Raw genomic sequence first — 26,360 nt, 5'->3', positions numbered from 1 at the left:
TGACATGACCTACACGCTCCCCGCCAACATCGCCGACCGGCCCATGACCGTCATCGGCGGCGGCACCCTGGGCCGGCGCATCGCATTGATGCTTTCGCTCCAAGGCGCCGAAGTCCGCGTCTACGACACGAACCTCGCGGTGGCCAAGGCCGCCGTGGAGTTCATCGCAACACAGCGCCACCGCGCCGTGGAAGAGCTTGGGGGCACCCCGGCGGTCCGGCTTGCGGCCAAGGACGATCTCGCGGACGCCCTCCGGGATTCGTGGCTCGTGGTCGAGGCGGTCCCCGAGAAACTCGGACTCAAACAGGCGATTTTCGCTGACCTTGACCAGTTGGCAGCCTCGGACGCGGTGCTGGCCAGCAACTCTTCCTCGTTTGCCTCCTCCGAATTCATCGGCGGCGTGAGCAGCCCGGAGCGCGTCCTGAACATGCACTTCTACATGCCGCCGGCAGTACGTTCGGTGGAGCTGATGTCCAGCGGCCACACCGATCCGCGGATCATCGAGCTGCTCATGGCCCAGCTGCCGAAGTACGCGCTGATGCCCCACCGGGTGCGCAAGCAGAGCACCGGCTTCATCTTCAACAGGATCTGGGCAGCGATCAAGCGCGAATCGCTGCTGGTCGTCGCCGAGGGCGTGGCGGACCCGCAGGACGTGGACGCCCTGTTCTCCGACGTCTTCAAGTCCGACACCCCCCCGTTCCGCTTCATGGACGAGGTCGGCCTGGACGTCGTCCTGGACATCGAGAACCATTACTGCGAGCTGGCCGGTGTTGAGAACAAGTCGGCCCCTATGCTCCAGGAGTACATCGACAAGGGCTGGCTGGGGATCAAGAGCGGCCGCGGCTTCTACAGCGACTACTCCTGAAAGCAACGCGGGGTCAGCTACGGCCCATTAAGCCCCGGCACCGGCCGTAGCTGACCCCGCGTTGCGTGTTAGAGCGCTTCAAGCACGCTGACGTAGTTCGCGATGCCGACGCCGCCCATGTTCTGCACCGCCGCGCGGCGCGGGCCGGCCAGCTGCATGTCCCCGGCGGTGCCCGTGAGCTGCATCGCGGCAATCACGTGCTGCGAGACGCCGGTGGCCCCGACCGGGTGGCCTTTGGCCTTGAGGCCGCCGGAGACGTTGACGGGCAGCTTGCCGTCCTTGAAGACCCAGCCTTCCTCGAGCGCGCGGGCGCCCTGGCCGCGTTCGGTCAGTCCCATGGCCTCGTACATGAGAAGTTCGGCGATGGTGAAGCAGTCGTGGACCTCCGCGAAGTCGAGGTCCTCCAGCCGAACGCCGGCCATCCCCAGGGCGCGCTGCCAGGACGCCCGGGTGGCGGCGAATTCGGTGGGGTCCCGGCGGTCGGCCGGGAAGAAGTCGTTCGCCTGGCCGAAGCCGGCGAGCCGCACCGGCGTGGTGGCCCCGCCGGTGCGGGCGACGCTGAGCACGACGGCGGCGGCGCCGTCGGAGACGGGGGAGCAGTCGGTACGGCGCAGCGGATCGGCGACCATCGGGTTCTTGTCCGAGACCGTTCGGCAGAACTCCTCGCCCAGATCCTTGTGGAGCTGCGCGTAGGGGTTGTCGACGCCGTTGCGGTGGTTCTTCGCCGCGATGGTGCCCAGGATGTCGGACAGGTTTCCTGCGCCAGCGCCGTAGCGCTTCTCGTAATGCTTGGCCACCTCGGCGAAGAGGCCCGTGAATCCGGTGGTGGAGGGCTTGCCGGCCATGTCGTAGTCCGCTCCGAGCAGGGCCGCGCCCACGACGTCGGCGCCCGCCTGGGTCATCTTTTCGGCGCCGATCACCAGGACCGTCCTGGCGGTGCCCGCCAGGAGGGATTTGGTGCCCTGCTGGAACGCGGCGGAACCGGACGCGCAGGCGTTCTCGACCCTAGTGGACGGCACGTTGGCGAGCTGCTCCGAGACCTGCAGGGCGAGGGAGGACGGGAAGGCCAGCGGCATCATCCCGGAGTTGAACTGGCCAAGGTAAATCTCGTCAATCTGGCCCGGTTCGATCCCGGCGTTGCCGATCGCCTCGGCGGCCACCTGCACGATCAGGGACTCCAGGGTCTCGTCCGTGAGTTTTCCGAACCGGCTGTGTCCCCAGCCGGTGAGCAGGACGTCCTTGCCGAACTGGTCTTTGAGGCTCATGCGGGGGCACCTTCGAGGCTGGGCGTTGCGTCGAGGGAGGCTTCGACGGCGAACTCGGCCCCGGTCTTTTCGCGGATCTCCTCCACGCTGACCCCCGGGGCGAGGCGGGTGAGCGTGAGCCGCCGCGCGCCGCCTGTTTCTTCATGCTTCACCAGATCGAAGACCGCGAGGTCGCTGATGATGCGGTCCACACAGCTCAGCCCGGTCAGCGGCAGGGTGCATTCCTTGACGATCTTGGCGGTGCCGTCCTTGGCGTTGTGTTCGGTGAGGACAACGACGCGCGGGGTGCCGGCGACGAGGTCCATGGCGCCGCCCATGCCCTTGACCATCTTGCCGGGGATGGTCCAGTTGGCGAGGTCGCCGGCGCCGGAGACCTGCATGGCGCCGAGGATCGCGACCTTCACGTGCCCGCCGCGGATCATGCCGAAGGAGGTGGCGGAGTCGAAGATGCTGGCCCCGGGCAGGACCGTGACGGTCTGCTTGCCGGCGTTGATGAGGTCCGCGTCCTCCTCGCCCTCGTAGGGGAACGGGCCCATGCCGAGCAGGCCGTTCTCGCTCTGCAGGACGACGCGGACGCCCTCGCGCAAGTTGTTGGCGACCAGCGTGGGGATGCCGATGCCAAGGTTGACGTAGTCGCCGTCGTTGAGTTCTTCGGCCGCGATGGCAGCCATTTCGTTGCGGGTCCAAGCCATGATGATCTCCTGAAGAATTGTGGGGCGGCGCTCGGGCCGGATTAGACGGCGGCGGCGGATGCGGCGCCGGCCGCTTCTGCTTCCGATTCGGGGCGCGGGCGTACCGTGCGCTGTTCGATGTCTTTGGGCCGGCCGCTTGCCTGGACGAGTCGCTGGACGAAAACGCCCGGGGTGATGATGTGGTTCGGGTCCAGCTGGCCGGGTTCCACGATCACCTCGGCCTCCGCGACGGTCACGGCGCCGGCCGTGGCCACGACGGGGTTGAAGTTCTGCGCGGTGTAGCGGTAGATCAGGTTGCCGTCGGTGTCGGCCGTGTGGGCGTGGACCAGGGCGACGTCTGCCTTGATGGCGCGTTCCAGGAGATAAGTTTCGCCGTCGAACTCCGCCAGGGGCTTGCCCTCGGCGACGAGGGTGCCGACGCCGGTCTTGGTGTAGAACGCCGGGATGCCGGCCCCTCCCGCGCGGAGGCGCTCCGCGAGCGTGCCCTGCGGGGTGAACTCCACTTCCAGCTTGCCGGCGAGGTACTGCTCGGCGAACAGTTTGTTCTCACCGACATAGGAGGCGATGACCTTGCGGACCTGGCCGCCTTCGATCAGTACGCCGAGGCCCTTGCCGTCGATGCCCATGTTGTTCGATACCACCGTGAGGTCCTTCACGCCCGAATCCCGCACGGCCTCGATCAGGTCCGCCGGGATGCCGCTGAGACCGAAGCCTCCGACGGCGAGCGTCATGCCGTCCCGCAACACGTCCTGCAGCGCGGCGGCTGCCCCGGATTTCACCTTTGACATTGCATCTCCTCATTGAGCACTTCCGGCACCAATCCACTTTGTGGACTGTTCGTCTGAAGAAGGAGCCTATGGTGTGGCGTGGAGCACTGTCAACGCCAGGATTTCGCGTCAAAAAGTGCATTTCTACAGTGTGGACGCTAGGCTTGGGACTGTCCATATTATGGACGATCTACGGAGTTTCGTGGGGGATCTATGAAATCTTTACCCGTCCAAGGCGCTGTCCAGGGCGCCCAGGTGGTCAGCCGCGTCGCAGCCCTGCTGAGGATCGTGGGGCGGAAACCGGAAGGCTCGCCGCTGGTGGAGCTGGTCAGGGAGTCCGGCCTCACCCGGCCCACTGCCCACCGGCTGCTCAGCTCCCTGGCCGCGGAAGGCCTGCTGGACCAGGACCCGCACAGCGGCAACTGGGTGCTGGGACCGGAGATCCTGCTTTTGGGCTCCGTGGCCTCGGCGCGTTTCCCCCTGGAGGACATCGCCAGGCCCAGCCTGCGCCGTCTCGCCGAGGAGACCGGCGAAAGCGCCTTCTTCTCCATCCGCCGCGGGAATGAGACGGTGTGCCTGCTCCGGGAGGAGGGCAGTTTCCCGGTGCGGTCCTTCGTGCTGCACGAGGGCGTCCGGTTCCCCCTGGGGGTCGCCTCGGCCGGGACCGCGATCATGGCGTTCCTGCCGGCCGGGGAACAGGAAGAACTGCTCGCCGGTTGGACCGCCCATGCGGGCAGTTTCGCGGCGGCGCACACCGAAAAGCTGGTCCGGAAGAACCTGGAAGCGACGCGGCAGGCCGGATATTCAGTGAACCCGGGCCTGGTCCTGGAAGGCAGTTGGGGGATGGGCGCGGCCGTGTTCGACCGGCGGGGACGCCCTGCCTGGGCGCTGTCCCTCACCGGCATCGAGCCGCGCTTCCGGGAGGACCGGCGGCCGCAGCTGGGGCGCCTGCTCATGGACGAGGCGCACCGGATTTCCGTTCAGCTCCAGAGCGCCTGACGGAGCGCCGGGAACTTAGCCGGAGACCTCGACAAACCCGTCCTCCGCGGAGCACGATGGGAAATGCATTGGCAGTTGCGCCCCGCAGCTGCCGAAACCGCGTCTATTCACTTGTCCGGGTGGCGCGACGGGTCCGAGGACTGCTTCCCCGCCTTGATGCTGGGTAATTGTGGGAACCGAAGAAGCGCGGCGGCCGCACGCCATGCCGGTGCGTGCCGGCGTCGTGAACGACGCCGGGCGTCAACCTTCCCAGCCGGTTCCCCGGCCGCTTCACCCCACCATTGAAGGAATGAGTCTCATGACTCCCGTGAACAGAATCCACAGAATGCCGCGCCTGCTGCGCATGCTCATTGCGTTCGCCGCCGCCCTGCTGATGCCACTGGCGGTCAGCGGTGCCGCCGTCGCCGACGGCGGCAAATCGGCCAGGACCTGGACCGTCCAAGTCGGTTCCGAATCATCGGACCAGGCGATCCAGGGCATGGCCTTCCTGCCTGCAGACATCTACGTCAACGCCGGGGACAAGGTCACGTGGAAGGCCCACTCGGCGGAAATCCATACAGTCACGTTCCTGGCCGCCGGCCAGTCCCTGGACTCCACGCAGCCGTTCAACCCCATGGATCCGCAGGAACTCTTCAAGCAGGGTGGTGACGTCTATGACGGCCACTCGTATTACAACTCCGGGGTCATGACGAACGTGTCCAACAGCGGGTTCAAGGAATCCCGCAAGTACACGCTGGCATTCCCCGACGTCGGTGAATTCACCTACTACTGCCTCGTGCACGGGATGGCGATGAAGGGCACCGTCCACGTCCGGGATGCCGGAACGGACTACCCGTACACCCAGTCGCAGTATGACAAAAAGGCCCAGAAGCAGGAGCGGGACATCCTGCGCGACGGAGACAAGTCCTGGGACGCGGCCCGCGGCCACGCCAACAACCACACGGTGATCGCCGGCACGGACAACGGGACCTCCATGGTCATGCGGTTCGTGCACCAGGAGATCAAGGTCAAGGTCGGCGAAAGCGTGACATTCGTGAACAGCGGCATGGGTGCCCCGCACACAGTCACCTTTGGCACGGAGCCGGCCAACATCTTCGCCCCCCTCGGCGATCCATCCGGTTTCGCGGGCGGGGATCTCAACTCGGGACTCATGCCGCCGGACACCAGCTTCACCGTGACGTTCACGAAGGCCGGGGAGTTTGACTACATCTGCGCCCTGCACGATTTCATGGGCATGAAAGGAACGGTGGAAGTCCGGGACTGACCGGTCCGGTATGCGGTCGCGTGCAGGAACCGTCTGGGGCGACTTTGACACGGACACGCCGGCATTCGAATCTCAAGGTGCCGGGGGTGAGGCTCAAAGCGCCCCGGGGCGGGGCCGTCCGGTGGGCGGGCGACGGCTTCCCGGCGGAGTCCGCCTCGACGTCGTGGTTCCGCTCAGCTCAAAGACCTGCCCGCGGTTCCTCCGGGCCTTCGTGCATCCACCAGGTGTCGCTGAGCGTGACCGGGACAGTGCGCTTGTGACGGGTGCGGAGGTATTTCTCCTCGATCCGCTCGGCCACCTCGTCCGCGACGTCCCGGCCTTCAAGGTAGTCGTCGATGTCGTCGTACTTGAGGCCGAGTTCGTCCTCGTCGGTGCGGCCGGGCTTGCCGTCGAGCAGGTCGGCGGTGGGCACCTTGTCCCAGACCCGCGCCGGGGCGCCCAACTCGGCCAGGAGGGCGCGGTTCTGGCGCTTATTGAGTCCGAACAAAGGGAGCACGTCCGCGCCGCCGTCGCCGAATTTGGTGAAGAACCCGGTGACCGACTCGGCACCATGGTCTGTGCCGATGACGAGGTAGTTATGCTCGCCGGCCAGGGCGTACTGGGCAATCATGCGGGAGCGGGCCTTCATGTTGCCCTTGGTGAAATCGGAAACGGGCGCGCCGGTCGTCTTCTCGAACTCGGCCTCGAAGCCCTCTACGGCCGGGGCGATGTTGAAGGTCCACTCGGTCGTGGCGCCGATGAAGTCCAAGGCCACCTGGGCGTCTTCTTCGTCGTGCTGGAATCCGTGGGGGAGCCGCACAGCCACGAAGCTCGCCTCGGTGCCCTCGGCTTCCAGTTCCTCAACGGCCAGCTGGGCCAGGCGTCCGGCGAGCGAGGAATCCAGTCCGCCCGAGATGCCGAGAACAAACCCCGTGGTGTGGGTTGCCTTGAGGTATTCCTTCAGGAACGTCACCCGCTTGCGCACCTCCCCGGCGGGGTCGATCCGGGGCTGCACGCCCATTTCCTCAATGATCTTCGCCTGGAGTTCACGCATGACTCAAAGCCTAGCCAGCGGTGTCAACCGCGCTCAACTGTGACCGGATGATTGGTGCAGGCCCGGTGGAGCCGCGCACGGTCAGGTGGGTTGGCATGACGGCGAGCCGCCGTTTCGTTCCCCCCTGGAGCGGATTGAGCTGGGACAGGAGCATCGAGACCGCCACCCGGCCGGCCTGCTCGATTGGTGAAGCAATGGTGGTCAGGGGCGGATTGCAGAAATCCGCACCGAAGATGTCGTCGCAGCCAATGATGCTCATGTCCTCGGGAACGCGCATCCCGCGCTCGCGGAGCCGCTGCAGCATGCCGATCGCCAGGAGGTCATTGAAGACAATGCACGCCGTGGCGCCGGTGTGCGCAGCTGCGTCCGCCGCGGCTGCGCCTGATGTCATCATGGGAGCGAACGGCCCCACCCGGGACGTTGCCAGCCCGCGTACCCGGGTTTCGTCCTCGAAGGCCTTCCACCGCTTGGCATTGGACCAGGAGCTGGCCGGACCCCCCACGAAGCAGATCCTGGTGTGGCCGAGTGAGGCCAGGTGTTCCAGGGCCTGGACAATGGCCGACGGCGTGTCGATGACCACCGTGGGCACGTCCGCGGACGCACGGTTGATGGTGACGATGGCGTGCTGGGCGGCGGCCCCGGCCAACTGGGCATCGGTGAGCCGGGACGCGGCCAGGATGTAGCCGTCCGCCGTGCTCTGCATCTTATGCAGGGCGTTCTGCTCCACTTCGGCGGATTCTTCAGTATCAACCAGCACTTGTGTGTATCCAGCCGCGCGCAGCTCACGTTGCGTTCCGCGGATGATGTCGAAGAAGAAGGGGTTGGTAACGTCGGGGACCAGGAGGGCGATGGCCTGCGTCCGTCCGGAGCTGAGGCCCCGGGCCTGCGAGCTGGGCACGTAGTTGAGTTCGGCGGCCACCTCCTCGATTTTCTGGCGCGTCACCGGGTTGACCCTGCCGGGATTAGACAGTGCCCGGGACACCGTTGACGTTGCGACGCCGGCGCGCTCCGCCACGTCTCGAATGGTCGGCGGCCGGGCGGGCGACGGGATGTGCGGGTCTGCCATAGTGTTGCCATTCCTCATGTGCGGGGATTCTTCGCGGTGAGCCAAGGGCATCCGGTTTGTCCGTCAATTGCAACACTTTTGGCAACATTTGGCAATCGCTTGCCGTCGGAGAATTGCCGACCGTAGACTCAACGCCGAAGACCCATGTGACTCATGCCACTCCCTGTGGCTGATGGGTACCCAAGGAGGAAACAATGAGGTTTGCATCTTCAGTCAAGCTTGCGGCCGTGGTATCGGCGGCGGCGCTGGCCTTGACGGCTTGCGGTTCAGGAACTGCCGATTCCGCCAGCAGCGGCGGAGCCGTGGATGGAAAAGGCAAGAAGCTAAGCGTCCTGGTCAACGTCAGCAGCCAGTACCCCGAGCAGCAGAAGCAGTGGTTCAGCGACATCGCCGCCAAGTTCAAAGCCGAGACTGGCGCCGACGTGGCTTTCGAGACCTTCGCGTCCGGCAACGACGAACTCACTCGCATCCAGACCTCCGTGGTTTCCGGCCAGGGGCCGGACGTCTACAGCCTCGGCACTACTTTCACCCCCACCGCCTACGCCACCAAGGCGTTCGTGACCTTGACCGATGATGACTGGAAGAAGGTCGGCGGCAAGGACAAATTCAACCAGGCCGCGCTCGGCATCTCCGGACCGGACCCGGAACACCAGGCCGGGATCCCGTTCGTGAGCCGCCCCTTCGTGATGGCCTATAACAAGGAACTCCTGGCCGCGGCGGGCATCGAGAAGCCGGCCTCGTCCTGGGACGATCTCGCCGCGCAGGCAAAGAAGCTCACCAACCCCGGCACCGGAACTTTCGGCATTGCCACGGGCTACAAGGACAACTTCGACCCGTGGAAGTTCATCTGGGCCATGTCAGTCCAGGCCGGCAACCCGCTCGTGGACGGCAAGAACCTCAAACTTGATGACCCTACCGTCAAGAATGCCTACGAGACGTACTTCGGCTGGCTGACCAAGGACGAGGTAGTTGACCCGAATGCCGTGGGGTGGAGCAACAGCAACGCCGTCGCGGCCTTCGCAAGCGGCAAGGCGGCCTATCTGATGATGACCACCTCAAGTTCGCTCCCCACGCTGGAAAAGTCGGCCGTGGCCGGCAAGTACGCCTACTCGACCATGCCCACCACGGCCCCCGGGGAAACCGCACCCAAGGGAGACGGGGACAAGGCCGCCAGCATCCTTTCCGGGGACAACGTAGTGGTGGCCGACTACTCCAAGCAGAAGGACCTCGCCTTCGCCTACATCAAGCTCATTACCTCCAAGGATGAGCAGCTCAATTACCAGAAGATCTTCGGCGATCTGCCTGCGAACGCGGACGCCCTGAAGTCGCTGACGAGTCCCCAGCTGCAGCCCATCGCGGACGCGGCGGCCAAGTCCAAGGCAACGCCGTTCACCGGCGCATGGGGTGACATCCAGCTGGCGCTGCTCAATGTCACGGTCCAGTCGATTCCCGAGTTGTCGAAGGGCTCAGTGGACTCGTCGGCGCTTGAGGGCCGGCTCAAGGACGCGCAGTCCAAGGGCCAGGCTTCCCTTGACCGGGCCACGAAGTCCTAAGGGGACCGGTCATGTCCACCGATTCCTCCAAGGTGCCAGGGGGTGCGCCCGGCACGCTTGCCGTCGCCCGCGCCCAGGGCACCCAGGAAGCCGTGGCTGGAGCAGCTGAACAAGCCGCGGCCGCCCTTGCGGCCACGGTGGGGGCGCCGGCTCCGGCCGGCCCCCCGGCTGCCCGGCCAGGTTCGAGCGGACGCCGCAAAGGCCTGAGCGAACGCAACCGGCCTCTCTGGATGCTCATTCCCGGCGGAGCGCTGATGTTCGTCATCATCGTGGTTCCGCTGCTTCTGGGCATCTTCATGTCGGCGCTGGACCTGGATCAGTACACCCTGCGCAAGTGGGTCAGCTCGCCGTTCATCGGAGTGCAGAACTTCGTGGAGGCGCTGACCTCCTCGCCGTTGCTGCACTCCGTTTGGCTCAGCGTCAGCTACTCCCTTGTCGCCATGGTGGTCACCTTGCCACTTGGAATCGGTGCGGCTGTGGCCACCCAGAATGCCTTCAAGGGCAGGGCCCTCGTACGCTCAATCTTCCTCGTCCCCTACGTTCTGCCGGCATTCGTTGTCGCAACCGTCTGGCGGACGATGTTGCAACCGGACGGCGTGGTCAACTCGGTCCTGGCATCGGTCGGCGTTGACGCCGGATTGTGGCTGAACGGCCCCCAGACCTACTGGACCCTGATTCTTGTGCAGATCTGGGCTTCCTGGCCGTTTATCTACCTGCTGGCGCTTTCAGGGCTGCAGGCTGTGGACCACGAGGTCCACGAGGCATCCGCCCTGGACGGGGCCCTCTGGTGGAACAAGCTACGGTATGTCGTGTTCCCCTACCTCAAGGGCCCGCTGTCGCTGGCATTCCTGATCGGGATGCTGCACCACATCAACAACTTCACGCTGCCGTTCGTCCTGTTCGGCGTACCGGCCCCGTCCGACGTCGAAGTCCTTCCGATCCTGACGTACGTCACCAGCTTCCAAAGCTTCCGGTTCGGGCTGAGCGCGGCCATGGCGTTCGTCTCGCTGGTCCTGATCGCAATCCCCTTGTTCGTCTACCTGCGCGCCGTCAAACTTGACGACGCCGACACCCCGGGAGGAAAAAAGTGAGCGCCACCGTCACCTCCGTCCGCCGGTCTTCCGGGACATCCTTCCGGCCCGGGTCGAAACGCCAGAGCGAAGTCACCCGGCTCCTGCCGGGACCCCTGCTGGCCATCATCCTGGTCTTCCTTTGCGCGATCGTGCTCATTCCGGTGCTGTATATCTTCCTGGCATCCGTAAACTCCGACATCGGGGTGGCATCCGGTGAATTCTGGCCGTCGAGCTTTTCCCTGGAAAACTACTCCAAGATCTGGTCCAGCGTGGGGCTGGCCACCGGGCTGGCCAACAGCGTCCTGGTGGCGGGGACCACGGCCGTGGTATCGGCGATCATGTCCGTGTCGACAGCTTTCGTGCTGGTCCGGTACCAGTTCCGGGGCCGGCTCACGGTCCTCCGTGGCCTGCTCGCCCTGCAGTCCGTGCCAGGGACTCTGATGGTCCTTCCCGTGTTTGTCCTGTTCTCTTCGGCGGCCAGCTATCTGGGGATCCAGGTGATCGGCACCCAGTGGGGTCTCTTCGTGACTTACCTGACGTTCGCCATGCCGTTCTCCACCTGGGTCATGGTCACCTACCTGCGCGGGCTTCCCCGCGAGCTTGAGGAAGCGGCCAGGATCGACGGCGCCAGTAACCTGGGCGTCCTGGTGCGCATCGTCCTCCCGCTGAGCTGGCCGGGCATTGTGGTCTCCGGGATATTTGCCTTCCTGCTCGGCTGGAACGACGTCCTCTTCGCGTCCGTCATGACGCGTCCGGAAAGCCAGACGGCCGCCGTCGCGCTCCAGATCTTTGGAGCTTCCCAGGAAGGCGGCGCCATTCCGATGTACGGCCAGATGATGGCCGCCTCCCTGGTCTGCGCGGCGCCCGTGGTCATCCTGTACCTGATATTCCAACGTTACCTAGTCGGCGGTCTGACCGCCGGAGGAGTGAAGTAACCATGACCGACTCGCCAGCCGTCGAATGGGAGCTCTCGGGCTTCGGAGACGAAATCGACGACGACCCCAAAATCCAGATCGCGGTGCTGCAGGCACTGGGCGCGAACCATATCGAGGTGCGCAGCGCGTGGGGGACCAACATTGTGGACCTCGATGAGGGGCAGCTGCAGGAACTGAAGACGCTGCTCGATGCCGCAGGCATGGGCGTTTCCGCAATCGCCTCGCCGATCGGCAAGGTTGACGTCTCCCTTCCCGTCGAGCATGAGGTCGGCCGGCTCCGGCGGGCCGTCACTGCGGCCCGGACCCTGGAATCCCGCTACATCCGCATCTTCTCCTTCTACTACGGCGAGGGCGTGGAGGTCGGCAGCATTCGCGACGCCGTCATCGAGCGGATGCGGGCCCTGGCCGCGGTGGCGGAGGAAGCCGGCGTCGTCCTGCTGCACGAGAACGAGAAAGACATCTTCGGCGACATCCCGGAACGCGTCCTGGACATCATCGAAACCGTCGGTTCGCCGGCGCTCAAGGTGGCCTGGGACGCCGCCAACTTTGTCCAGGTGGGCGTGAAACCGTTCGATGAAGGCTATGCGAAGCTCCGCCCCCACCTGGAGTACTTGCAGGTCAAGGACGCACTGTTTGCCGATGCTTCCGTGGTGCCGGCCGGAGAAGGAGACGGCGACCTGCTGCGCACAGTGGAGGCTCTGAAAGCCGACGGTTACCGGGGCTTCGCCAGCCTGGAACCGCACCTCGCCGGGGCCCACGGCCTCGGCGGATTCTCTGGCCCCACGGCGTTCGGAATTGCCGCCCGGGCCTTCGCCAAGGTCCTCAGGGACGCAGGAGTACACACCAAATGAGCAGGGAGAACATGGGCACCCCAGAGGAAAACACCCAGCAGGCACAGCGAAGCGAAGAGCCCCTCCGGGTCGCGATCGCCGGGTGCGGCGTCATCGGACGCACGCATGCAGCCGTGGTTCGCGAGCTGCCGGAACTGCTGGTGGCGGCGCTGATCGACGAGGTCGACGACGCGGCGGATGCGCTCGCTTCATCCATCGAAGACCAGGGTGCGCAACGGCCTAAGACGTTCCGCACCCTTTCCGAGGCTCTCGCCGGCGCGCCGGTGGACCTGGTCATCATCGCCACACCGAGCGGACTGCACATCCAGCAGGCCCTTGAGGTGCTCGCCGCCGGCAAGCATGTCGTGATCGAAAAGCCGCTGGACGTGGACCTGAGCCGGGCCAAGGAGATCCTGGCGGCCGCGGAATCCGCGGAGGCCAGGGGCCTTGTGGCCAGCGTGATCAGCCAGCACCGCTTCGACCCGGCCAGCCGCGCGGTCGACCTGGCCCGCCGCGCGGGTCGCTTCGGCACGCTCACGTCGGCCATTGCTTCCGTCAGCTGGTGGCGCAGCCAGGCGTATTACGACTCCGGCGCGTGGCGCGGCACCTGGGCCATGGACGGCGGCGGTGCCGTCATGAACCAGGGCGTCCACACCGTTGATCTGCTGCTCTGGTTCCTGGGCCGTCCTGTGGAGATCAGCGCGAAGACCGCCCTGCTCGCTCACGACGGCGTCGAGGTGGAGGACACCGCCGTGGCCACCGTAACCTTTGAATCGGGCGCGCTCGCCGTCCTGCATGCCACCACCGCGGCCTACCCCGGACTCACCGTCCGGCTGCAGCTGATGGGCAGCAAGGGTTCGGCAGTAATCGACGGTGACCAGCTCGAGTACTTCCACGCAGCCGACGCCGGCGGCGAAGGCAGCGATATGGGACTCCTTGGCGCCGGCAACCAGGCAGCCGACGAACTCGCCAAGTTCCCGGACGAGCCCGTACAGGCCCTGGATCCCACCGTCTATCCGGCGGGCCACGTCCGGCAGTACCACGACATAGTCGATGCCATCCGTGCGGGGCGCCCCGCCGGAGTCACGGTCAGGGATGCGGTGACCGCCCTGGCCACCGTCCGCGCGCTCTATGTGTCCGCCACCCTGGGGCAGCCGGTGCTGATCGATGAGGTCCTTGCCGGCAGATACGACGACGTCGACGTGCGGACGGGCGGCAACGGGCCGGCCGACTCCGCGTCAGCACTGGAAGAGGTATCGGCATGAAGTTCTCCGTCTTCACGGCCTCCACCCCCGATTGGTCGCCCACAGAGGCTGCATCGACGCTTGCGGCGCAAGGCTGGGACGGCATTGAATGGCGCATCACGGACCAGGCTGACTCCCCGGAGCCCGGGTTCTGGGCCGGCAACCTTGCCACGTGGCCCATGACCGGGCTTGAGGAGAACCTGCCGGAGATTGCCAGGATCACCCACGCGGCGGGCCTTGAGTATTCAGGACTCGGTGGCTATGCCCGGTGCGACAACCATGGGCAGGTCGAACGCATCCTGGCTGCCACCGCGGCACTCGGCGCCCGGCAGGTCCGCGTGAACGTGCTGCCCTTGGGCAACTCAACAATGGGCGGGCAGGCCGCAAGCGGCATCCCATACCCCCAGCTGTTCGACTCAACCCGCGAACACTACGAATGGGTCGCGGCCCGCGCGGAGCACCATGGCGTGAAGGCGCTGGTGGAACTGCACCACGGCACCATCACGTCCTCGGCCTCCGCCGCCCGCCGATTGCTGGAAGGCCTGGACCCCCGGCACGTGGGTGTCATCCATGACCTGGGCAACCTGGTCATTGAAGGCTGGGAGGATCCGCTGCCGGCCCTCCAACTGCTCGGTCCGTACTTGGCCCACATCCATGTCAAGAACGCCCGCTGGGTCCGGCAGGACGAGAGGGACGAGTCCGGGGCCGCGGTGTGGAGAAACGAATGGGCGCCGTTGGCCGAAGGGCAGGGGAGCGTCCTTGCCTACTTCCAGGCGCTTGCCGACGTCGGCTACGACGACTGGGTCACCGTGGAGGACTTCTCCACCGAGCTCCCGCTCGGCGAACGGACGGCCGGCAATCTTGACTACCTTCGGCGCACGGCCGCTCTGGCCGGGCTCACGGCCCACGCGCCAGCGGACGCCACTTAGGGGTTTGAAGCGCGGTCAGTGGGTGACACTGCGCGTTCGGCCGGCCACCGGGTCCCTTGACGGGACCGGGCGGCCGGCCGAACGCGCTTAAGGGACGTCCGGCTGTCGCATCCCGACCGCAGGATTCCACCGCATGGCAACATTTTGGCAATTTGTGGCAACCGGTTGACACCAGATTGCCGGATTCACAATCATTGATCTATGTCACAGTCGATTGCCGCACACCCCGACCGGCTCCTGCCCGCGGATCCCGGAACCCGCAGTATTGCGCGTTCGTTGCTGGAACGGGTGCAGGATCTGCCCATCATTTCCCCGCACGGGCACGTGGACGCAGCGGTCATCGAACAGGACCTCCCGTTCCCCGATCCCGCCGCCCTCCTCGTCAGCCCGGACCACTACGTCACCCGGCTCATCCACTCCAGCGGCGTCCCCCTCGACAGCTTGCAGACGCGGCTGGACGGGCAGACGGGAACGGCTCCTGATTCCCGCAGCGTGTGGCGGGAATTCTGCGCGGCGTGGCCCCTGTTCGACGGCACCGCCTCCGGCTACTGGCTCCGCACCCAGTTCCACAGCGTCTTCGGCCTCGAGCAGGAAATCAGCGCCGAGACCGCGGACGCAAGCTACGATGCGCTCTCCGCCAGGCTCCGGGAACCGGGCTTCCGGCCGCGCCAGCTGTTCAAGGACTTCAATATCGAAGTGCTTGCCACGACCGACGATCCCCTGGCCGACCTCGCCAGCCACGCGGCGATTTCGGCGGACCCCACCTTCCACGGCCGTGTCCTCCCCACCTTCCGGCCGGATGCATACCTGAACATCGCCCACCCGGACTGGTCCGCGAACGTGGACCGCCTCATGGGGGAAGCGGGCGACGGCGCCGGCGGCTACGACGGCTACCTCCACGCGTTGGAGAACCGCCGCCGCTATTTTGTGGAGCACGGTGCTGTCTCGGCGGACCACGGGGTCCGGACGCCCTCCACCGTAAAGCTCGACGCCGGTGAAGCGGCCCGGCTCTTCGACCGCGCCCTCTCCGGCCGTGCGACGGCGAAGGACCGCGACCAGTTCGAAGCCCACATGCTGTACCAGATGGCGCGGATGTCCGTGGACGACGGGCTGGTGATGACCATCCACCCGGGCTCCTTCCGGAACCACCATGCACCCACCTTCGGGGCCTTCGGTGCCGACACAGGCCACGACATTCCCGTCGCCGTCAGTTACACCGAGGCCATCCGGCCCCTTCTGCAGGACTTCGGAACGGCCAAGGACTTCCATCTGGTGCTCTTCACCCTGGATGAGACCGTGTTCTCGCGCGAACTGGCACCGCTGGCGGGCTTCTACCCGTCCGTGTACCTCGGCGCTCCGTGGTGGTTCCTGGACGCCCCCGACGCGATGCTCCGGTTCCGCTCCGCCGTGACCGAGACCGCAGGCTTCTCAAGATCCTCCGGCTTCATCGACGACACGCGGGCCTTCTGCTCCATCCCGGCCCGCCATGACGCCTCCCGGCGGATCGAGGCCTCGTTCCTGGCACGTCTCGTGGCCGAGCACCGGGTCAGCGAGGACCGCGCCCATGAGCTGATCGTCGACGTCGTCGATTCGTCCCCCCGAAGGGTCTTTAAACTGTGAGCGCCGATCCCGTTGAAACGCCGCCGGAAACGGCATCCCCACGTCCTGATGCACTGCCGCGGCTGGGGCGCACGGCACGGACCGCGGCCAAAGCCCCGATCCGCATTGTGCACCTGGGCCTCGGAGCCTTCCACCGCTCGCACCAGGCCTGGTACACGCAGCACGCCGGCGACGCCGGGGAATGGGGGATCTCCTCGTTCACCGGCCGGCGCCCGGATGCCGCCGATGTCCTCACGGCGCAGGACGGCCTGTATACGCTGCTGGTGCGTTCGGATCAGGGCGACGACTTCGAGCTCATGGGCAGCATCGTCGAGGCCGCCGACGGTGCCGACCTCGACCGGCTCGCCGAACTTGTGGCCTCGCCGCGGACGGCAATAGTCACCCTGACCATCACGGAAGCCGCCTACGGGGTGCGGGAGGTTGCGGCCAGGACTGACAGACCGTCCACGCCGCTGGGGCGGCTGGCGTTCGCGCTCGACGCGCGCAGGGCTTCCGGGGCGGGCCCGGTCGCCGTCGTCAGTTGCGACAACCTCCCCGACAACGGCAGCGTCGTACGGCAGGCCCTGCTGGGGCTGGCCGAGGAATCCGATCCGGAGCTGGCGGCCTGGATCCGCAGCGAGGTCAGCTTTGTCAGCACCTCGGTGGACCGCATTACGCCCCGCGCCACGCAAGCCGATGTTGCCGCCGTCGCCGCCGCTTGCGGTTATCTGGACGAGGCACCCGTTGTCACCGAGCCCTTCCACGACTGGGTCCTGTCCGGGGACTTCCCTGCCGGGCGTCCGCGCTGGGAAGATGCCGGGGCCTTGTTTGTGGACGACATCGAACCCTACGAAAACCGCAAACTGTGGCTTCTCAACGGCGCACACTCGCTGCTTGCCTACGCCGGCCAGCTCCGCGGCCACGAGACAGTGGCCCAGGCCCTGGGGGACGACGCCTGCCGCACTGCAGTGGAGGCGTTCTGGGACGAGGCCTCCTCGCATCTGGCAGAGGCAGAAGCCAACGGTGCAGACCTGCGCATCCCGGAGTACCGGGCCGCGCTGCTGGAGCGCTTCGGCAACACCCGGATTGCGCATCATCTGGCGCAGATCGCCATGGACGGAACCACCAAACTGCGAATGCGGGCCTTGCCGGTGCTCCGCGCCGAGCGGGCCGCCGGGAGGACCGGCGCGGCTGCGGCCCTGATGCTCGCCGCCTGGGCGGACTTCGCCGCGGCCGCCCCCGAGCTCGCGGACCCATTGGCGGCCGAGGTGGCGGCAGCCAGCACCCTGGCAGGACAGCCCCGACTGGCTGCGCTGCTCACACTGGTGGATCCGGGTTTGGCCGAGGATCCGCAGGTCCTGGACCTGGTAGCCAGCCTCCTCGGCTGGTTTCGCCCCGGCGCCCCATCCCGCACGAATGCCGACCTTCGCTCGAACGCCGAGCCCCGCTCGAAAGGAACCTTGTGAAAATCATTGCCGCTGAAGTCTTCGTGACCAGCCCCTCCCGGAACTTCGTCACCCTCCGGATCACGACGGAGGACGGTGTGACCGGGATCGGGGATGCGACGCTGAACGGCCGTGAGCTGGCGGTGGCGGCGTATTTGAAGGAGCATGTTGCGCAGCTGCTGATCGGGAAGGATCCGCACCGGATCGAGGACACCTGGCAGTTCCTGTACCGGTCCTCCTACTGGCGCCGGGGTCCAGTGACGATGGCCGCGATTGCCGCGGTGGACATGGCGTTGTGGGACATCAAGGGCAAGTTGGCGGGGATGCCGGTGTACCAGTTGCTGGGCGGGGCGTCCCGGAACGGGCTGCGGGCCTACGGCCACGCTTCGGGGGCGGATCTTCCGGCGTTGTTCGATTCGGTGCGGGAACACCTGGAGCTGGGGTACAAGTCGATCCGGATCCAGACCGCAGTGCCCGGGATCAAGGCTGTCTACGGTGTCGCGGCGCAGGCGCAGGCCTCGGGGGAGCGGTATGACTACGAGCCGGCCGGCCGGGGGGCGTTCCCGGCCGAGGAGGACTGGGACACCCGCGCCTACCTGCGGCACCTGCCCACGGTTTTCGAGGCGGTCCGGAACGAGTTCGGCCCGGAGATCCCGCTGCTCCATGACGGGCACCACCGGATGACCCCGATCCAGGCCGCGAAACTGGGCAAGGCGCTGGAGCCCTACGACCTGTTCTGGCTCGAGGACTGCACCCCGGCGGAGAACCAGGACGCGCTGCGGCTGGTCCGGTCCCACACCACGACCCCGCTGGCCATCGGGGAGGTCTTCAACACCGTCTTTGACTTCCAGACCCTGATCAAAGAGCAGCTGATCGACTACGTCCGGGCCGCCTCCACCCACTTTGGCGGGATCTCGCCGTTGAAGAAGGTCATGGACTTCGCCGCGCAGTACCAGGTCAAGTCCGGCTTCCACGGGCCCACGGACATCTCCCCGGTCGGGTTCGCCGCGCAGCTGCACGTGGGCCTGGCGATCCATAACTACGGGATCCAGGAATACATGCAGCACTCTGATGCGACCAATGAGGTCTTCGAGCAGTCCATGACGTTCACGGACGGCTACCTGCACCCGGGCGAGACGCCCGGCATCGGTGTCGAATTCAACGAGGAAGCCGCGGCGGCGTACCCGTACCAGCAGGCCTACCTGCCGTACAACCGGCTCGTCGACGGAACGGTCCACGACTGGTAATGAGCAACGAACCCTCTTCCCCGACAGCCGGCGGACCGGCCAAGCCACGGGTCGTGGTCATGGGCGTCTCCGGCTGCGGCAAGACCACGATCGGGGACCTCGTAGCCCGCGAACTAGGCGTTCCGTTCCTTGACGGCGACTCACTGCACCCCGTCGAAAACGTGGCCAAAATGGCGTCCGGCAGTCCGCTCACGGACGCGGACCGCTGGCCGTGGCTCGCCACCGTGGGCGCCGAGCTTGCCGCCGCAGGGCCCGCCGGCCTGGTCCTGGCCTGCTCCGCGCTGAAGCGCAGCTACCGGGACGCCATCCGCGCCCAGGCGCCGGACACGGTCTTCCTGCACCTGCACGGCAGCAGGGACGTCCTCGGCGGCAGGATCGAGGGCCGCTCCGGCCACTTCATGCCGCCGGCGTTGCTTGATTCGCAACTTGCAGCGCTGGAACCGCTCGAGGCCGACGAAACCGGTGTCGTCGTCGACGTCGGTTACGCCGTCGACCAGGTGGTCGGTGAGGCGCTGGCCGGCATCGCCGGTGTGGCCGGCACTGCCGTCGGTGCCGCCGGCACCCAACCGCGCCAGTTCGACGTCGACCTCCGGGCGGCGCCGTTCAACCTCGACGACGACGCCGTCGCCTGGGTGGTTTCCACGATCGGCTCCATGTCGCTCGAGGAAAAGATCGGCCAGCTGTTCATCAACCACAACAACGACTACTCCCCGCAGTACCTCGACAAAGTGTTGGAGCAGTACCACGTGGGCGGCATGCGGTACCGGCCCGGCCCCTCGGCCGCGGTCCAGGAGCACATCCGGTACGCACAGTCCAAGACCCGCATCCCGCTGCTGGTGGCTTCCAATCCGGAGATGGGGGGAGCCGGAAGCTGTGACGATGGAACGTTTGTATCCACGCACCTGCAGGCCGGCTCGCACCCGGACAAGGCCATCGCCCGCCAAATGGGGCAGGTGGCGGGTGTGGAAACCGCCGCGCTGGGCTGCAACTGGGCCTTCGCGCCGATCGTGGACATCCACTACAACTGGCGGAACACGGTCATCTCGACCCGGGCCTTCGGCAACACCCCGGAGATCGTGGTGGAACGGGCCAGGGAGTACTTCGACGGCATCAGCGAATCGCCCACCGTGTGCGCCATGAAGCACTTCCCTGGCGACGGCATGGATGAGCGCGACCAGCACGTGGTCACGTCCTACAACACGCTGGGCTACGAGGACTGGAACCGGACCTATGGGCACGTGTACCGGGAGATGATCGGCCACGGCGTGCAGTCCATCATGATCGGCCACATCGGCGCGCCGGAGCTCTCCCGGCACTTCCGGCCCGGCATGGCGGACTCTGACATCCTGCCCGCCACCTTGTCGCCGGAACTCCTCCAGGACCTGCTCCGCGGCGAACTCGGCTTCAACGGGCTCGTCCTCACCGACGCCTCCCAAATGGTCGGCCTGACCCAGGCCATGAAACGCAGCGACCTCGTCCCGGCGACCATCGCGGCCGGCTGCGACATGTTCCTCTTCTTCCGGAACCCGGCAGAGGACTTCGGGTACATGCTGGAGGGGTACAAAACCGGGGTCATCACGGAGTCGCGGCTGCACGACGCCCTGCGCCGGATCCTGGGCCTGAAGGCGTCGCTCGGATTGCACAAGGCGGCACGGGAATCCCTCGTCCCGCCGGTCGAGGCGCTGCAGGTGATTGGCAGCGCGGCCCACCGTGCTGTTGCCGCCGAAATCGCGGACAAGACCGTGACGCTGGTCAAGGACACGGCCCACAACCTGCCCATCACGCCGGAGACGCACAAGCGCATCCGGTTGTACGGGATCTCCGGCGGCTCGGACTTCACTCGGGCTGACCCGCTGGCCTACCTGGACACTGTCAAGGAGGAGCTGGAAAGGGCCGGCTTCGAAGTGCATCTGTTCAAGACAGCGGAGCAGCGCGAAGCCGCGGGGGAGACCGAGGTGAACTTCATGTCGATCATCTCCGAGGAAGCGACCGGCGACTATGCGGACAAGTATGACGCCGCCTTCGTGTTCGCCTGCGTCTTGGGCTTCGCGCAGGAAGCAGCGATCCGGATCAAGTGGTCCTCACCGATGGCGGCGGAGATCCCGTGGTACGTCACCGAGGTCCCCACCGTGTTCGTTTCGCTCAACCAGCCCAACCACCTCATTGACGTGCCGATGGTGAAGACGGCCATCCACGCCCATGCGGGCACCCGCGAGGCCATCCGGGCAACCATCGACAAGATCCAGGGCAAATCGGAGTTCCAGGGCACGTTCAACGAGAACGTCTTCTGCGGTTCCTTCGACACGAGGCTCTGACCCGGCGGTGACCCGGCGGTGGCCCGGCGGTCCGGCCCTCCGGTGCACAGGTTTCCGCTCTCCGCTACGGTTTCGGACTGGCGCTGCGCGGGTCCCCGCCGCGCCGGTCCGAAACCGCAGCACCGGTCCGAAACCGCCGCGAAAACCCCTCCCGCGGGGCCGGGTATTTTGCGTCCCGGGGCGCAGGCGTACCGTGGGCCCATGGAGAAGACCGGATGCGCGGTGGTGGGCGGCGGCCCCGCCGGGATGATGCTCGGCCTGCTGCTGGCACGCGCCGGCGTAAACGTGACGGTGCTGGAAAAACACGCCGACTTCCTCCGGGACTTCCGCGGCGACACGGTGCACGCCTCCACGATCCGCCTCATTGACGAGCTCGGCCTCGGGGCGGAATTCCGCCGGCTCCCGCAAAGCCGGCTGAGCAACGTGGCCTTCCCCGTGTCCGGCGGACCGCCCATCACCATGGGCAACTTCGACGCCCTCCGCCCGCCCTACAACTACGTGGCCATGATGCCGCAATGGGACTTCCTGAATTTCCTGGCGGATGCCGCCTCCCAGGAGCCCGCTTTCACACTGCTGATGAGCCACACCGCCACGGGACTGGTCCGCAACGGCGGCCGCGTACGGGGCATCCGCTTCAGGGCCCCGGACGGGACCGAGGACGAGCTCCTGGCCGACCTCGTCATCGCCACGGACGGACGCCACTCCGCGCTCCGCGCCGCCGCCGGACTGGCGCCGAAAGTGTTCCCGGTCCCGTTTGACACTTGGTGGTTCAGGCTGCCCCGCCAGGCCTCCGAGCAAGGCCAGGTCGCGGGCGTGGTTCCGGCGTTCGGCCGGGGGGAGGCCCTGCTGGCCCTGTTCCGGAACGATTACTACCAAATGGGCTACCTCGCACCCAAGGGTACGGACGCCAGAATCCGGTCCGAGGGCCTTGGCCGGTTCCGTGAACGGATCGCGGCACTCCGGCCGGACCTCGCTGACCGCGTGGATGCCATCACTTCGCTGGAGGACCTGCACTGGCTCGACGTCCGCATGGACCGGCTGCACTCCTGGCATATCAACGGCCTGCTCTGCATCGGCGACGCCGCCCACGCCATGTCCCCCGCCGGCGGCGTCGGCATCAACCTCGCCATCCAGGACGCCGTGGCCGCAGCGGAATGCCTCGCCCCCGCACTGCTGCGCGGCCAGGTGAGCGCTGAGGACCTGGAATGCGTGGAACGACGGCGGCGCATGCCCACCGTCGTCGTGCAGGCCGTCCAGCGGATCATGCACCGCGTGCTGTTCTCGCCCCTCATGACAGGCAAACGGTCCGGCGTGCCTCCTGCCCTGCTGTACGCGGCGCAGCATGTCCCGGCCGTCCGCAGCATTGTCCCGCGGTTCATCGCCTTCGGCCCCCGCCCCGAACACGCGCCCGCATTCGCCCGCCGAGCCGAGCCGCGGCCGCAACCCTAGCCAGGCAAGTGGCAAGAGGCAACGGCCAGCCACCCCCTCGTTGATTGCTCCAAAACCGCCCTTTAGAGCCTCCAAAAGGGCGATTACGGAGCAGTCGATGGGGTCAGCCGTGCGTGGCGAGGTACCCGATCAGGCCTTTGACGGTGGCCACCGCCGGGTAGTCGCGTTCGGGAATGTCAACACCGGTGGCGGTGTCGATGGTTTCGACGAGCCGCAGGAAATCCAGGGAATCGAGTTCCAGGTCCTGCCGCAACCGGGCGTCCTCATCCACGTCGGCCAGATCCACGTCCGGCGCGACCTTGCCGAGGGCGGCATGCACTGCCGCGCGGGCGTCCTGTTCGTTCATCTCTCCTCCGGTTTCACAGTGACTCGGGGTCCTGCAGCAGCTCCTCGATACGGGCGAGATAGCGCCCGCCGCGCAGCCCGTCGCTGACCCGATGGTCCGCCGATAGCGTGGCGATCACGGCGTGCCGGACGCCGAGAAGCCCGTTCTGCGCCCACGGCTGTTCCACCACCCGTCCGAAGCCGACCATCGCGACCTGCGGCGGGTAGATCACGCCGTAGACGCTGTCCACGCCGAGGTCCCCGAGATTGGTTACGGTCAGGGTCGGATCGGCCATTTCGGCACGCTGCAGCCGGCCGGCCCGGGCCCGGCTGACGAGGTCCCGTAGCTGTTCCATCAGCACGTCCAGGGGCAGGGTATCGGCGTCGTGGATCGCCGGCGCCACCAGGCCGCCCTGGCGCAGGGCGACCGCGACGCCCAGATGCACCGCGCTGCTCGGCCGGAACCCGCCGTCGTCGTAGAAACCGTTGACCTCCGGGACATCCCTGGCCGCCAGCGCCGCGGCCTTGAGCAGGAGCGCAGACGGGACCAGCCGCGCGGTCACCGGCCGTTGGGCATTGACGGTCTGCATCCAGCCGACGGCGGCCCGCAGGTCCAGCGTCATGCTCAGATAGTAATGCGGGATGGTCTTCTTCGAACGCGACATCAGGGCGCCGATGGCGCGGCGCAGACTCGCCACCCGCTGGCGGGCCTCCGATGCTTTCTCCGCACCCGGCTCCGCTGCCGGTTCCCCGGCCCGGGGCGCCTCAGGTCCCGGTGTCCCGGGCGCCTCCAGTCCCGGGATAGGCAGGCGGGCCGCTTCGGCGTGGGCCGCGGCATGCTGCACGTCTGACTCCGTCACGGCGCCTTGCGGGCCGGTGCCGACGACGGCGCCGAGGTCGAGGCCGAGCCCGGCGGCGAGCCTGCGGGCCCGGGGCGAGGAGCGAATCCGGCCGACGGGCCGGGCGGCGGCGTGCTCCACGTCGGCCCGCGTGATGGCCCCGTCCTTGCCGGTGCCCTGGATCCTGCCGGTATCGACGCCGAGCCGGTGCGCGAGATGCCGGACCGGCGGCGCAATCGGAGCGGCCGCCTCCGGCCCAGGGCCAGACGGTACAGCCGGCGGTACCGCAGACGGTACAGCAGAGGGGACAGCAGCAGGAACAACCAGGGCAGGCGGGGCCGCGGCCTTGACTGTTGCTTTCGCTGGTTTCCTGCCCGCGTGGGCGGCGGGCGCCCGGGACGGCGCCGCCTCGTGGACCGGTGGCGTGACCTCGGCCGGCGTCTGCGTGATCCGGGCCAGCGGCGTGCCCACCGGGACCGTCTCGCCGATGCCGACCAGCAAATCCGCGACGACGCCCTCCTGGAAAGACTCCACGTCCATGACGGTCTTGTCCGTGTCCACAACCGCCACCAGATCCCCGCGCCGCACGTAGTCGCCGGGCTTGACGAGCCACTCGACGAGCTTGCCGTGCTCCATGTCGGCCCCGAGCGAGGGCATCAGGAAGTCACCCACGGGTGCCCGCCGCCTCCTTGGCCGCGGCGACAATCCGCGCCGCGGAAGGCAGGGCGGCCAGTTCCAGGTGCTTGGAATAGGGGATCGGCACCTCGGCGCTGCAGACCCGGCCCACGGGGGCGTCGAGGTCGAAGAACGCGTGCTCGGAGATCCGGGCGCTGATTTCGGCGGAGATACTCCCGCTGCGCCATCCCTCGTCGACCACGACGGCGCGGTGGGTCTTGCCCACGGAGGCGAGGATGGCGGCGTCGTCGAGCGGGCGCAGGGTGCGCAGGTCCAGGACCTCGGCGTCGATGCCCTCGCCCGCGAGCTGATCGGCCGCTTCGAGCGTTACGGGAAGCGTACCGCCGTAAGTGATGAGTGAGATGTCGTTGCCGGGCCGCCGGATGGCCGCGGTGTCGATGTCCACGGGGCCGGCGTCGTCGGCGAGTTCACCCGGCACGTTGTAGAGCGAGCCGTGCTCAAAGATCAACACGGGATCGGGGTCCTCCAGCGCCGTCCACAGCATCCCGCGGGCATCCTCGAGGGTGGCCGGGGCGAGGATCCGCAGGCCAGGAATGTGCGCGTACCAGCCCTCAAGGCTGTGCGAGTGCTGGGCGCCCAGCTGGCGTCCGGCTCCCGTCGTCATCCGGATGACCAGCGGGACGTGGAACTGTCCGCCGGACATGTGCAGCAGGGAAGCGGCGTTGTTCACGATCTGGTCCAGGGCCAGGAGGCTGAAATTGACGGTCATGATCTCCACGATGGGCCGCATGCCGCCGAGCGCGGCCCCAACGCCGGCGCCGACAAAGCCTGACTCGGACAGCGGGGTGTCCCGGATGCGGTCCGGTCCGAACTCCTCCAGCAACCCGAGGCTGACCGCGAACGATCCGCCGTAGGCGCCCACATCCTCGCCCATGAGGAAAACCCGCCCGTCGCGGAGCATCGCGTCGCGGATTCCTGCCCGAAGGGCCTCACGGAAGCTGGATTTCATGGCGCCTTCCGCTCGCTGTAGACGAAGCGCGTGAGATCCTCCACCGGCTCCAGCGTCCCGGCTTCGGCGAAGTCGACGGCGGCGGCGATTTCCGCCTGCGCGCCCGCCTGCAGTTGCTCCCACTCGGGTCCCGTGAGCTGGCCTGCCGCCTCCATCCTGGCGCGGAGCAGCCCGATGGGATCCCGCTCAATCCACTTGGCCACCTCGGCCTTCTCCCGGTACCGTTCGGGATCGAACATCGAGTGGGCACGGAAGCGGTAGGTCCGCAGCTCAAGGAAATGCGGTCCGCCGCCGGAACGGACGCCGTCCACCGCGCGGCGCGCGGCCTCTTCGACGGCGAGGACATCCATGCCGTCCACGGCCCAGGCCGCGATCTCGTAGGCGGCGGCTTTAAGTGCGATATCCGTCTGCGATTCGGAGCGGACCAGGGCGGTCCCCATGGCGTACAGATTGTTCTCGCAGCAGAACAGCACGGGCAGCTGCCAGAGCGCGGCCAGATTGAGGCTCTCGTGGAATGCACCCTCCGCGACGGCGCCCTCGCCGAAAAAGCACGCGGTGACGTTGGAGCGTCCCGCCATCTTGTCCGCGAGCGCCAGCCCGACGGCGAGTGGCAGGCCCCCAGCGACGATTGCGTTCCCGCCGAAAAACCGGGTCGCGGCGTCGAAAAGGTGCATGGAGCCACCGCGGCCGCGGCAGCAACCTTCGAGGTAGCCGTACATCTCGGCCAGGATCGCCCCGGGAGCCACGCCGCGCAGCAAAGCGTGGCCGTGCTCCCGGTACGTGGCGACGACGGCGTCTTCCGGCGACAAGGACTCCAGGACGCCCGCCGCGACAGCTTCCTCACCGATGTAGACGTGCAGGAAGCCGCGGATTTTGGCGGCGCTGTACAGCTCGACGCATTTCTCTTCGAGCTGCCGCACCCGGAGCATCTGCAGCAGCAGGTGCCGCCCGTGTTCCGGGTCCACGCTGCTTCCGGGCATGC

At 67.1% G+C, this 26,360-nt stretch carries 23 protein-coding genes; 14 read left to right on the top strand and 9 right to left on the bottom strand.

Going from position 1 to position 26,360, the window contains the following annotated elements; genetic code table 11:
* Positions 1-4 precede the first annotated feature (4 nt).
* Positions 5-865, top strand: coding sequence for a 3-hydroxyacyl-CoA dehydrogenase family protein (locus tag AC1DES_RS04310; RefSeq protein WP_476894436.1), 861 nt, complete (start codon positions 5-7; stop codon positions 863-865).
* A gap of 68 nt (positions 866-933) precedes the next feature.
* Here AC1DES_RS04310 and AC1DES_RS04305 read toward each other — a convergent pair whose 3' ends face one another.
* The 3 genes from AC1DES_RS04305 to AC1DES_RS04295 are packed head-to-tail and all read right to left on the bottom strand — an operon-like array spanning position 934 to position 3,610.
* The gene (locus tag AC1DES_RS04305; RefSeq protein ID WP_476894435.1) at positions 934-2,130 is read right to left on the bottom strand and encodes an acetyl-CoA acetyltransferase; all 1,197 of its coding nucleotides are present in this window, start codon (positions 2,128-2,130) and stop codon (positions 934-936) included.
* The gene (locus tag AC1DES_RS04300) at positions 2,127-2,822 is read right to left on the bottom strand and encodes a CoA transferase subunit B (RefSeq protein ID WP_476894434.1); all 696 of its coding nucleotides are present in this window, start codon (positions 2,820-2,822) and stop codon (positions 2,127-2,129) included. Before AC1DES_RS04300 ends, AC1DES_RS04305 begins: the two co-directional genes overlap by 4 nt.
* 41 nt (positions 2,823-2,863) lie before the next feature.
* Positions 2,864-3,610 (bottom strand): CoA transferase subunit A, encoded by a 747-nt coding sequence (locus AC1DES_RS04295; RefSeq protein ID WP_476894433.1) that lies wholly within the window; start codon positions 3,608-3,610, stop codon positions 2,864-2,866.
* A 192-nt stretch (positions 3,611-3,802) separates the two neighbouring features.
* On the opposite strand from AC1DES_RS04295, the gene AC1DES_RS04290 reads away from it, so the two are divergent.
* Entirely contained in the window at positions 3,803-4,588 is a 786-nt protein-coding gene (locus AC1DES_RS04290) for an IclR family transcriptional regulator (protein ID WP_476894432.1), read from the top strand.
* Positions 4,589-4,886: 298 nt separating this feature from the next.
* On the top strand, positions 4,887-5,852 hold the full coding sequence (locus AC1DES_RS04285; protein WP_476894431.1) for a plastocyanin/azurin family copper-binding protein: 966 nt from the start codon (positions 4,887-4,889) through the stop codon (positions 5,850-5,852).
* Between the two features lie 178 nt (positions 5,853-6,030).
* Here the strand turns inward: AC1DES_RS04285 and nadE are convergent, their stop codons facing one another.
* Complete coding sequence (nadE, locus tag AC1DES_RS04280) at positions 6,031-6,885, bottom strand: ammonia-dependent NAD(+) synthetase (protein ID WP_476894430.1); 855 nt, start codon at positions 6,883-6,885, stop codon at positions 6,031-6,033.
* A 10-nt stretch (positions 6,886-6,895) separates the two neighbouring features.
* Positions 6,896-7,951, bottom strand: coding sequence for a LacI family DNA-binding transcriptional regulator (locus tag AC1DES_RS04275; RefSeq protein WP_476894429.1), 1,056 nt, complete (start codon positions 7,949-7,951; stop codon positions 6,896-6,898).
* Positions 7,952-8,145: 194 nt separating this feature from the next.
* Between AC1DES_RS04275 and AC1DES_RS04270 the strand changes: the two genes are divergently transcribed.
* The 11 genes from AC1DES_RS04270 (at position 8,146) to AC1DES_RS04220 (ending at position 22,570) form a co-directional block, all read left to right on the top strand.
* Positions 8,146-9,504, top strand: a complete 1,359-nt coding sequence (locus AC1DES_RS04270; RefSeq protein ID WP_476894428.1) for an ABC transporter substrate-binding protein — start codon at positions 8,146-8,148, stop codon at positions 9,502-9,504.
* An 11-nt stretch (positions 9,505-9,515) separates the two neighbouring features.
* Positions 9,516-10,595, top strand: coding sequence for a carbohydrate ABC transporter permease (locus tag AC1DES_RS04265; RefSeq protein WP_476894427.1), 1,080 nt, complete (start codon positions 9,516-9,518; stop codon positions 10,593-10,595).
* Positions 10,592-11,512: a carbohydrate ABC transporter permease gene (locus AC1DES_RS04260; RefSeq protein WP_476894426.1), complete on the top strand. Its 921-nt coding sequence runs from the start codon at positions 10,592-10,594 to the stop codon at positions 11,510-11,512. The genes AC1DES_RS04265 and AC1DES_RS04260 overlap by 4 nt, the downstream gene beginning before the upstream one ends.
* Before the next feature lie 2 nt (positions 11,513-11,514).
* Positions 11,515-12,363: a sugar phosphate isomerase/epimerase family protein gene (locus AC1DES_RS04255; RefSeq protein ID WP_476894425.1), complete on the top strand. Its 849-nt coding sequence runs from the start codon at positions 11,515-11,517 to the stop codon at positions 12,361-12,363.
* An 11-nt stretch (positions 12,364-12,374) separates the two neighbouring features.
* Positions 12,375-13,607, top strand: coding sequence for a Gfo/Idh/MocA family protein (locus AC1DES_RS04250; RefSeq protein ID WP_476894506.1), 1,233 nt, complete (start codon positions 12,375-12,377; stop codon positions 13,605-13,607).
* A complete protein-coding gene (locus AC1DES_RS04245; RefSeq protein WP_476894424.1) occupies positions 13,604-14,515 on the top strand; it encodes a sugar phosphate isomerase/epimerase family protein in 912 nt (303 codons plus the stop codon). The genes AC1DES_RS04250 and AC1DES_RS04245 overlap by 4 nt, the downstream gene beginning before the upstream one ends.
* A gap of 201 nt (positions 14,516-14,716) precedes the next feature.
* Entirely contained in the window at positions 14,717-16,135 is a 1,419-nt protein-coding gene (uxaC, locus tag AC1DES_RS04240; protein WP_476894423.1) for a glucuronate isomerase, read from the top strand.
* The gene (locus AC1DES_RS04235; RefSeq protein ID WP_476894422.1) at positions 16,132-17,580 is read left to right on the top strand and encodes a mannitol dehydrogenase family protein; all 1,449 of its coding nucleotides are present in this window, start codon (positions 16,132-16,134) and stop codon (positions 17,578-17,580) included. The genes uxaC and AC1DES_RS04235 overlap by 4 nt, the downstream gene beginning before the upstream one ends.
* Positions 17,577-18,806 (top strand): D-mannonate dehydratase ManD, encoded by a 1,230-nt coding sequence (gene manD / locus AC1DES_RS04230; RefSeq protein WP_476894421.1) that lies wholly within the window; start codon positions 17,577-17,579, stop codon positions 18,804-18,806. The genes AC1DES_RS04235 and manD overlap by 4 nt, the downstream gene beginning before the upstream one ends.
* Positions 18,806-21,121: a gluconokinase, GntK/IdnK-type gene (locus tag AC1DES_RS04225; protein WP_476894420.1), complete on the top strand. Its 2,316-nt coding sequence runs from the start codon at positions 18,806-18,808 to the stop codon at positions 21,119-21,121. The genes manD and AC1DES_RS04225 overlap by 1 nt, the downstream gene beginning before the upstream one ends.
* A 201-nt stretch (positions 21,122-21,322) precedes the next feature.
* Positions 21,323-22,570 (top strand): FAD-dependent oxidoreductase, encoded by a 1,248-nt coding sequence (locus AC1DES_RS04220; protein ID WP_476894419.1) that lies wholly within the window; start codon positions 21,323-21,325, stop codon positions 22,568-22,570.
* Positions 22,571-22,673: 103 nt separating this feature from the next.
* Here AC1DES_RS04220 and AC1DES_RS04215 read toward each other — a convergent pair whose 3' ends face one another.
* The 4 genes from AC1DES_RS04215 to pdhA are packed head-to-tail and all read right to left on the bottom strand — an operon-like array spanning position 22,674 to position 26,358.
* Entirely contained in the window at positions 22,674-22,916 is a 243-nt protein-coding gene (locus tag AC1DES_RS04215) for an acyl carrier protein (RefSeq protein ID WP_476894418.1), read from the bottom strand.
* Positions 22,917-22,929: 13 nt separating this feature from the next.
* Positions 22,930-24,405: a 2-oxo acid dehydrogenase subunit E2 gene (locus tag AC1DES_RS04210; protein ID WP_476894417.1), complete on the bottom strand. Its 1,476-nt coding sequence runs from the start codon at positions 24,403-24,405 to the stop codon at positions 22,930-22,932.
* Entirely contained in the window at positions 24,398-25,378 is a 981-nt protein-coding gene (locus AC1DES_RS04205; protein WP_476894416.1) for an alpha-ketoacid dehydrogenase subunit beta, read from the bottom strand. Before AC1DES_RS04205 ends, AC1DES_RS04210 begins: the two co-directional genes overlap by 8 nt.
* A complete protein-coding gene (pdhA, locus tag AC1DES_RS04200; RefSeq protein ID WP_476894505.1) occupies positions 25,375-26,358 on the bottom strand; it encodes a pyruvate dehydrogenase (acetyl-transferring) E1 component subunit alpha in 984 nt (327 codons plus the stop codon). The genes AC1DES_RS04205 and pdhA overlap by 4 nt, the downstream gene beginning before the upstream one ends.
* Between the last annotated feature and the right edge of the window lie 2 nt (positions 26,359-26,360).

Source organism: Arthrobacter sp. 05T442, from assembly GCF_056395945.1.
The sequence above is the reverse complement of the archived record's forward strand: the minus strand, read 5'-3'. Positions and strand labels throughout refer to the sequence as shown.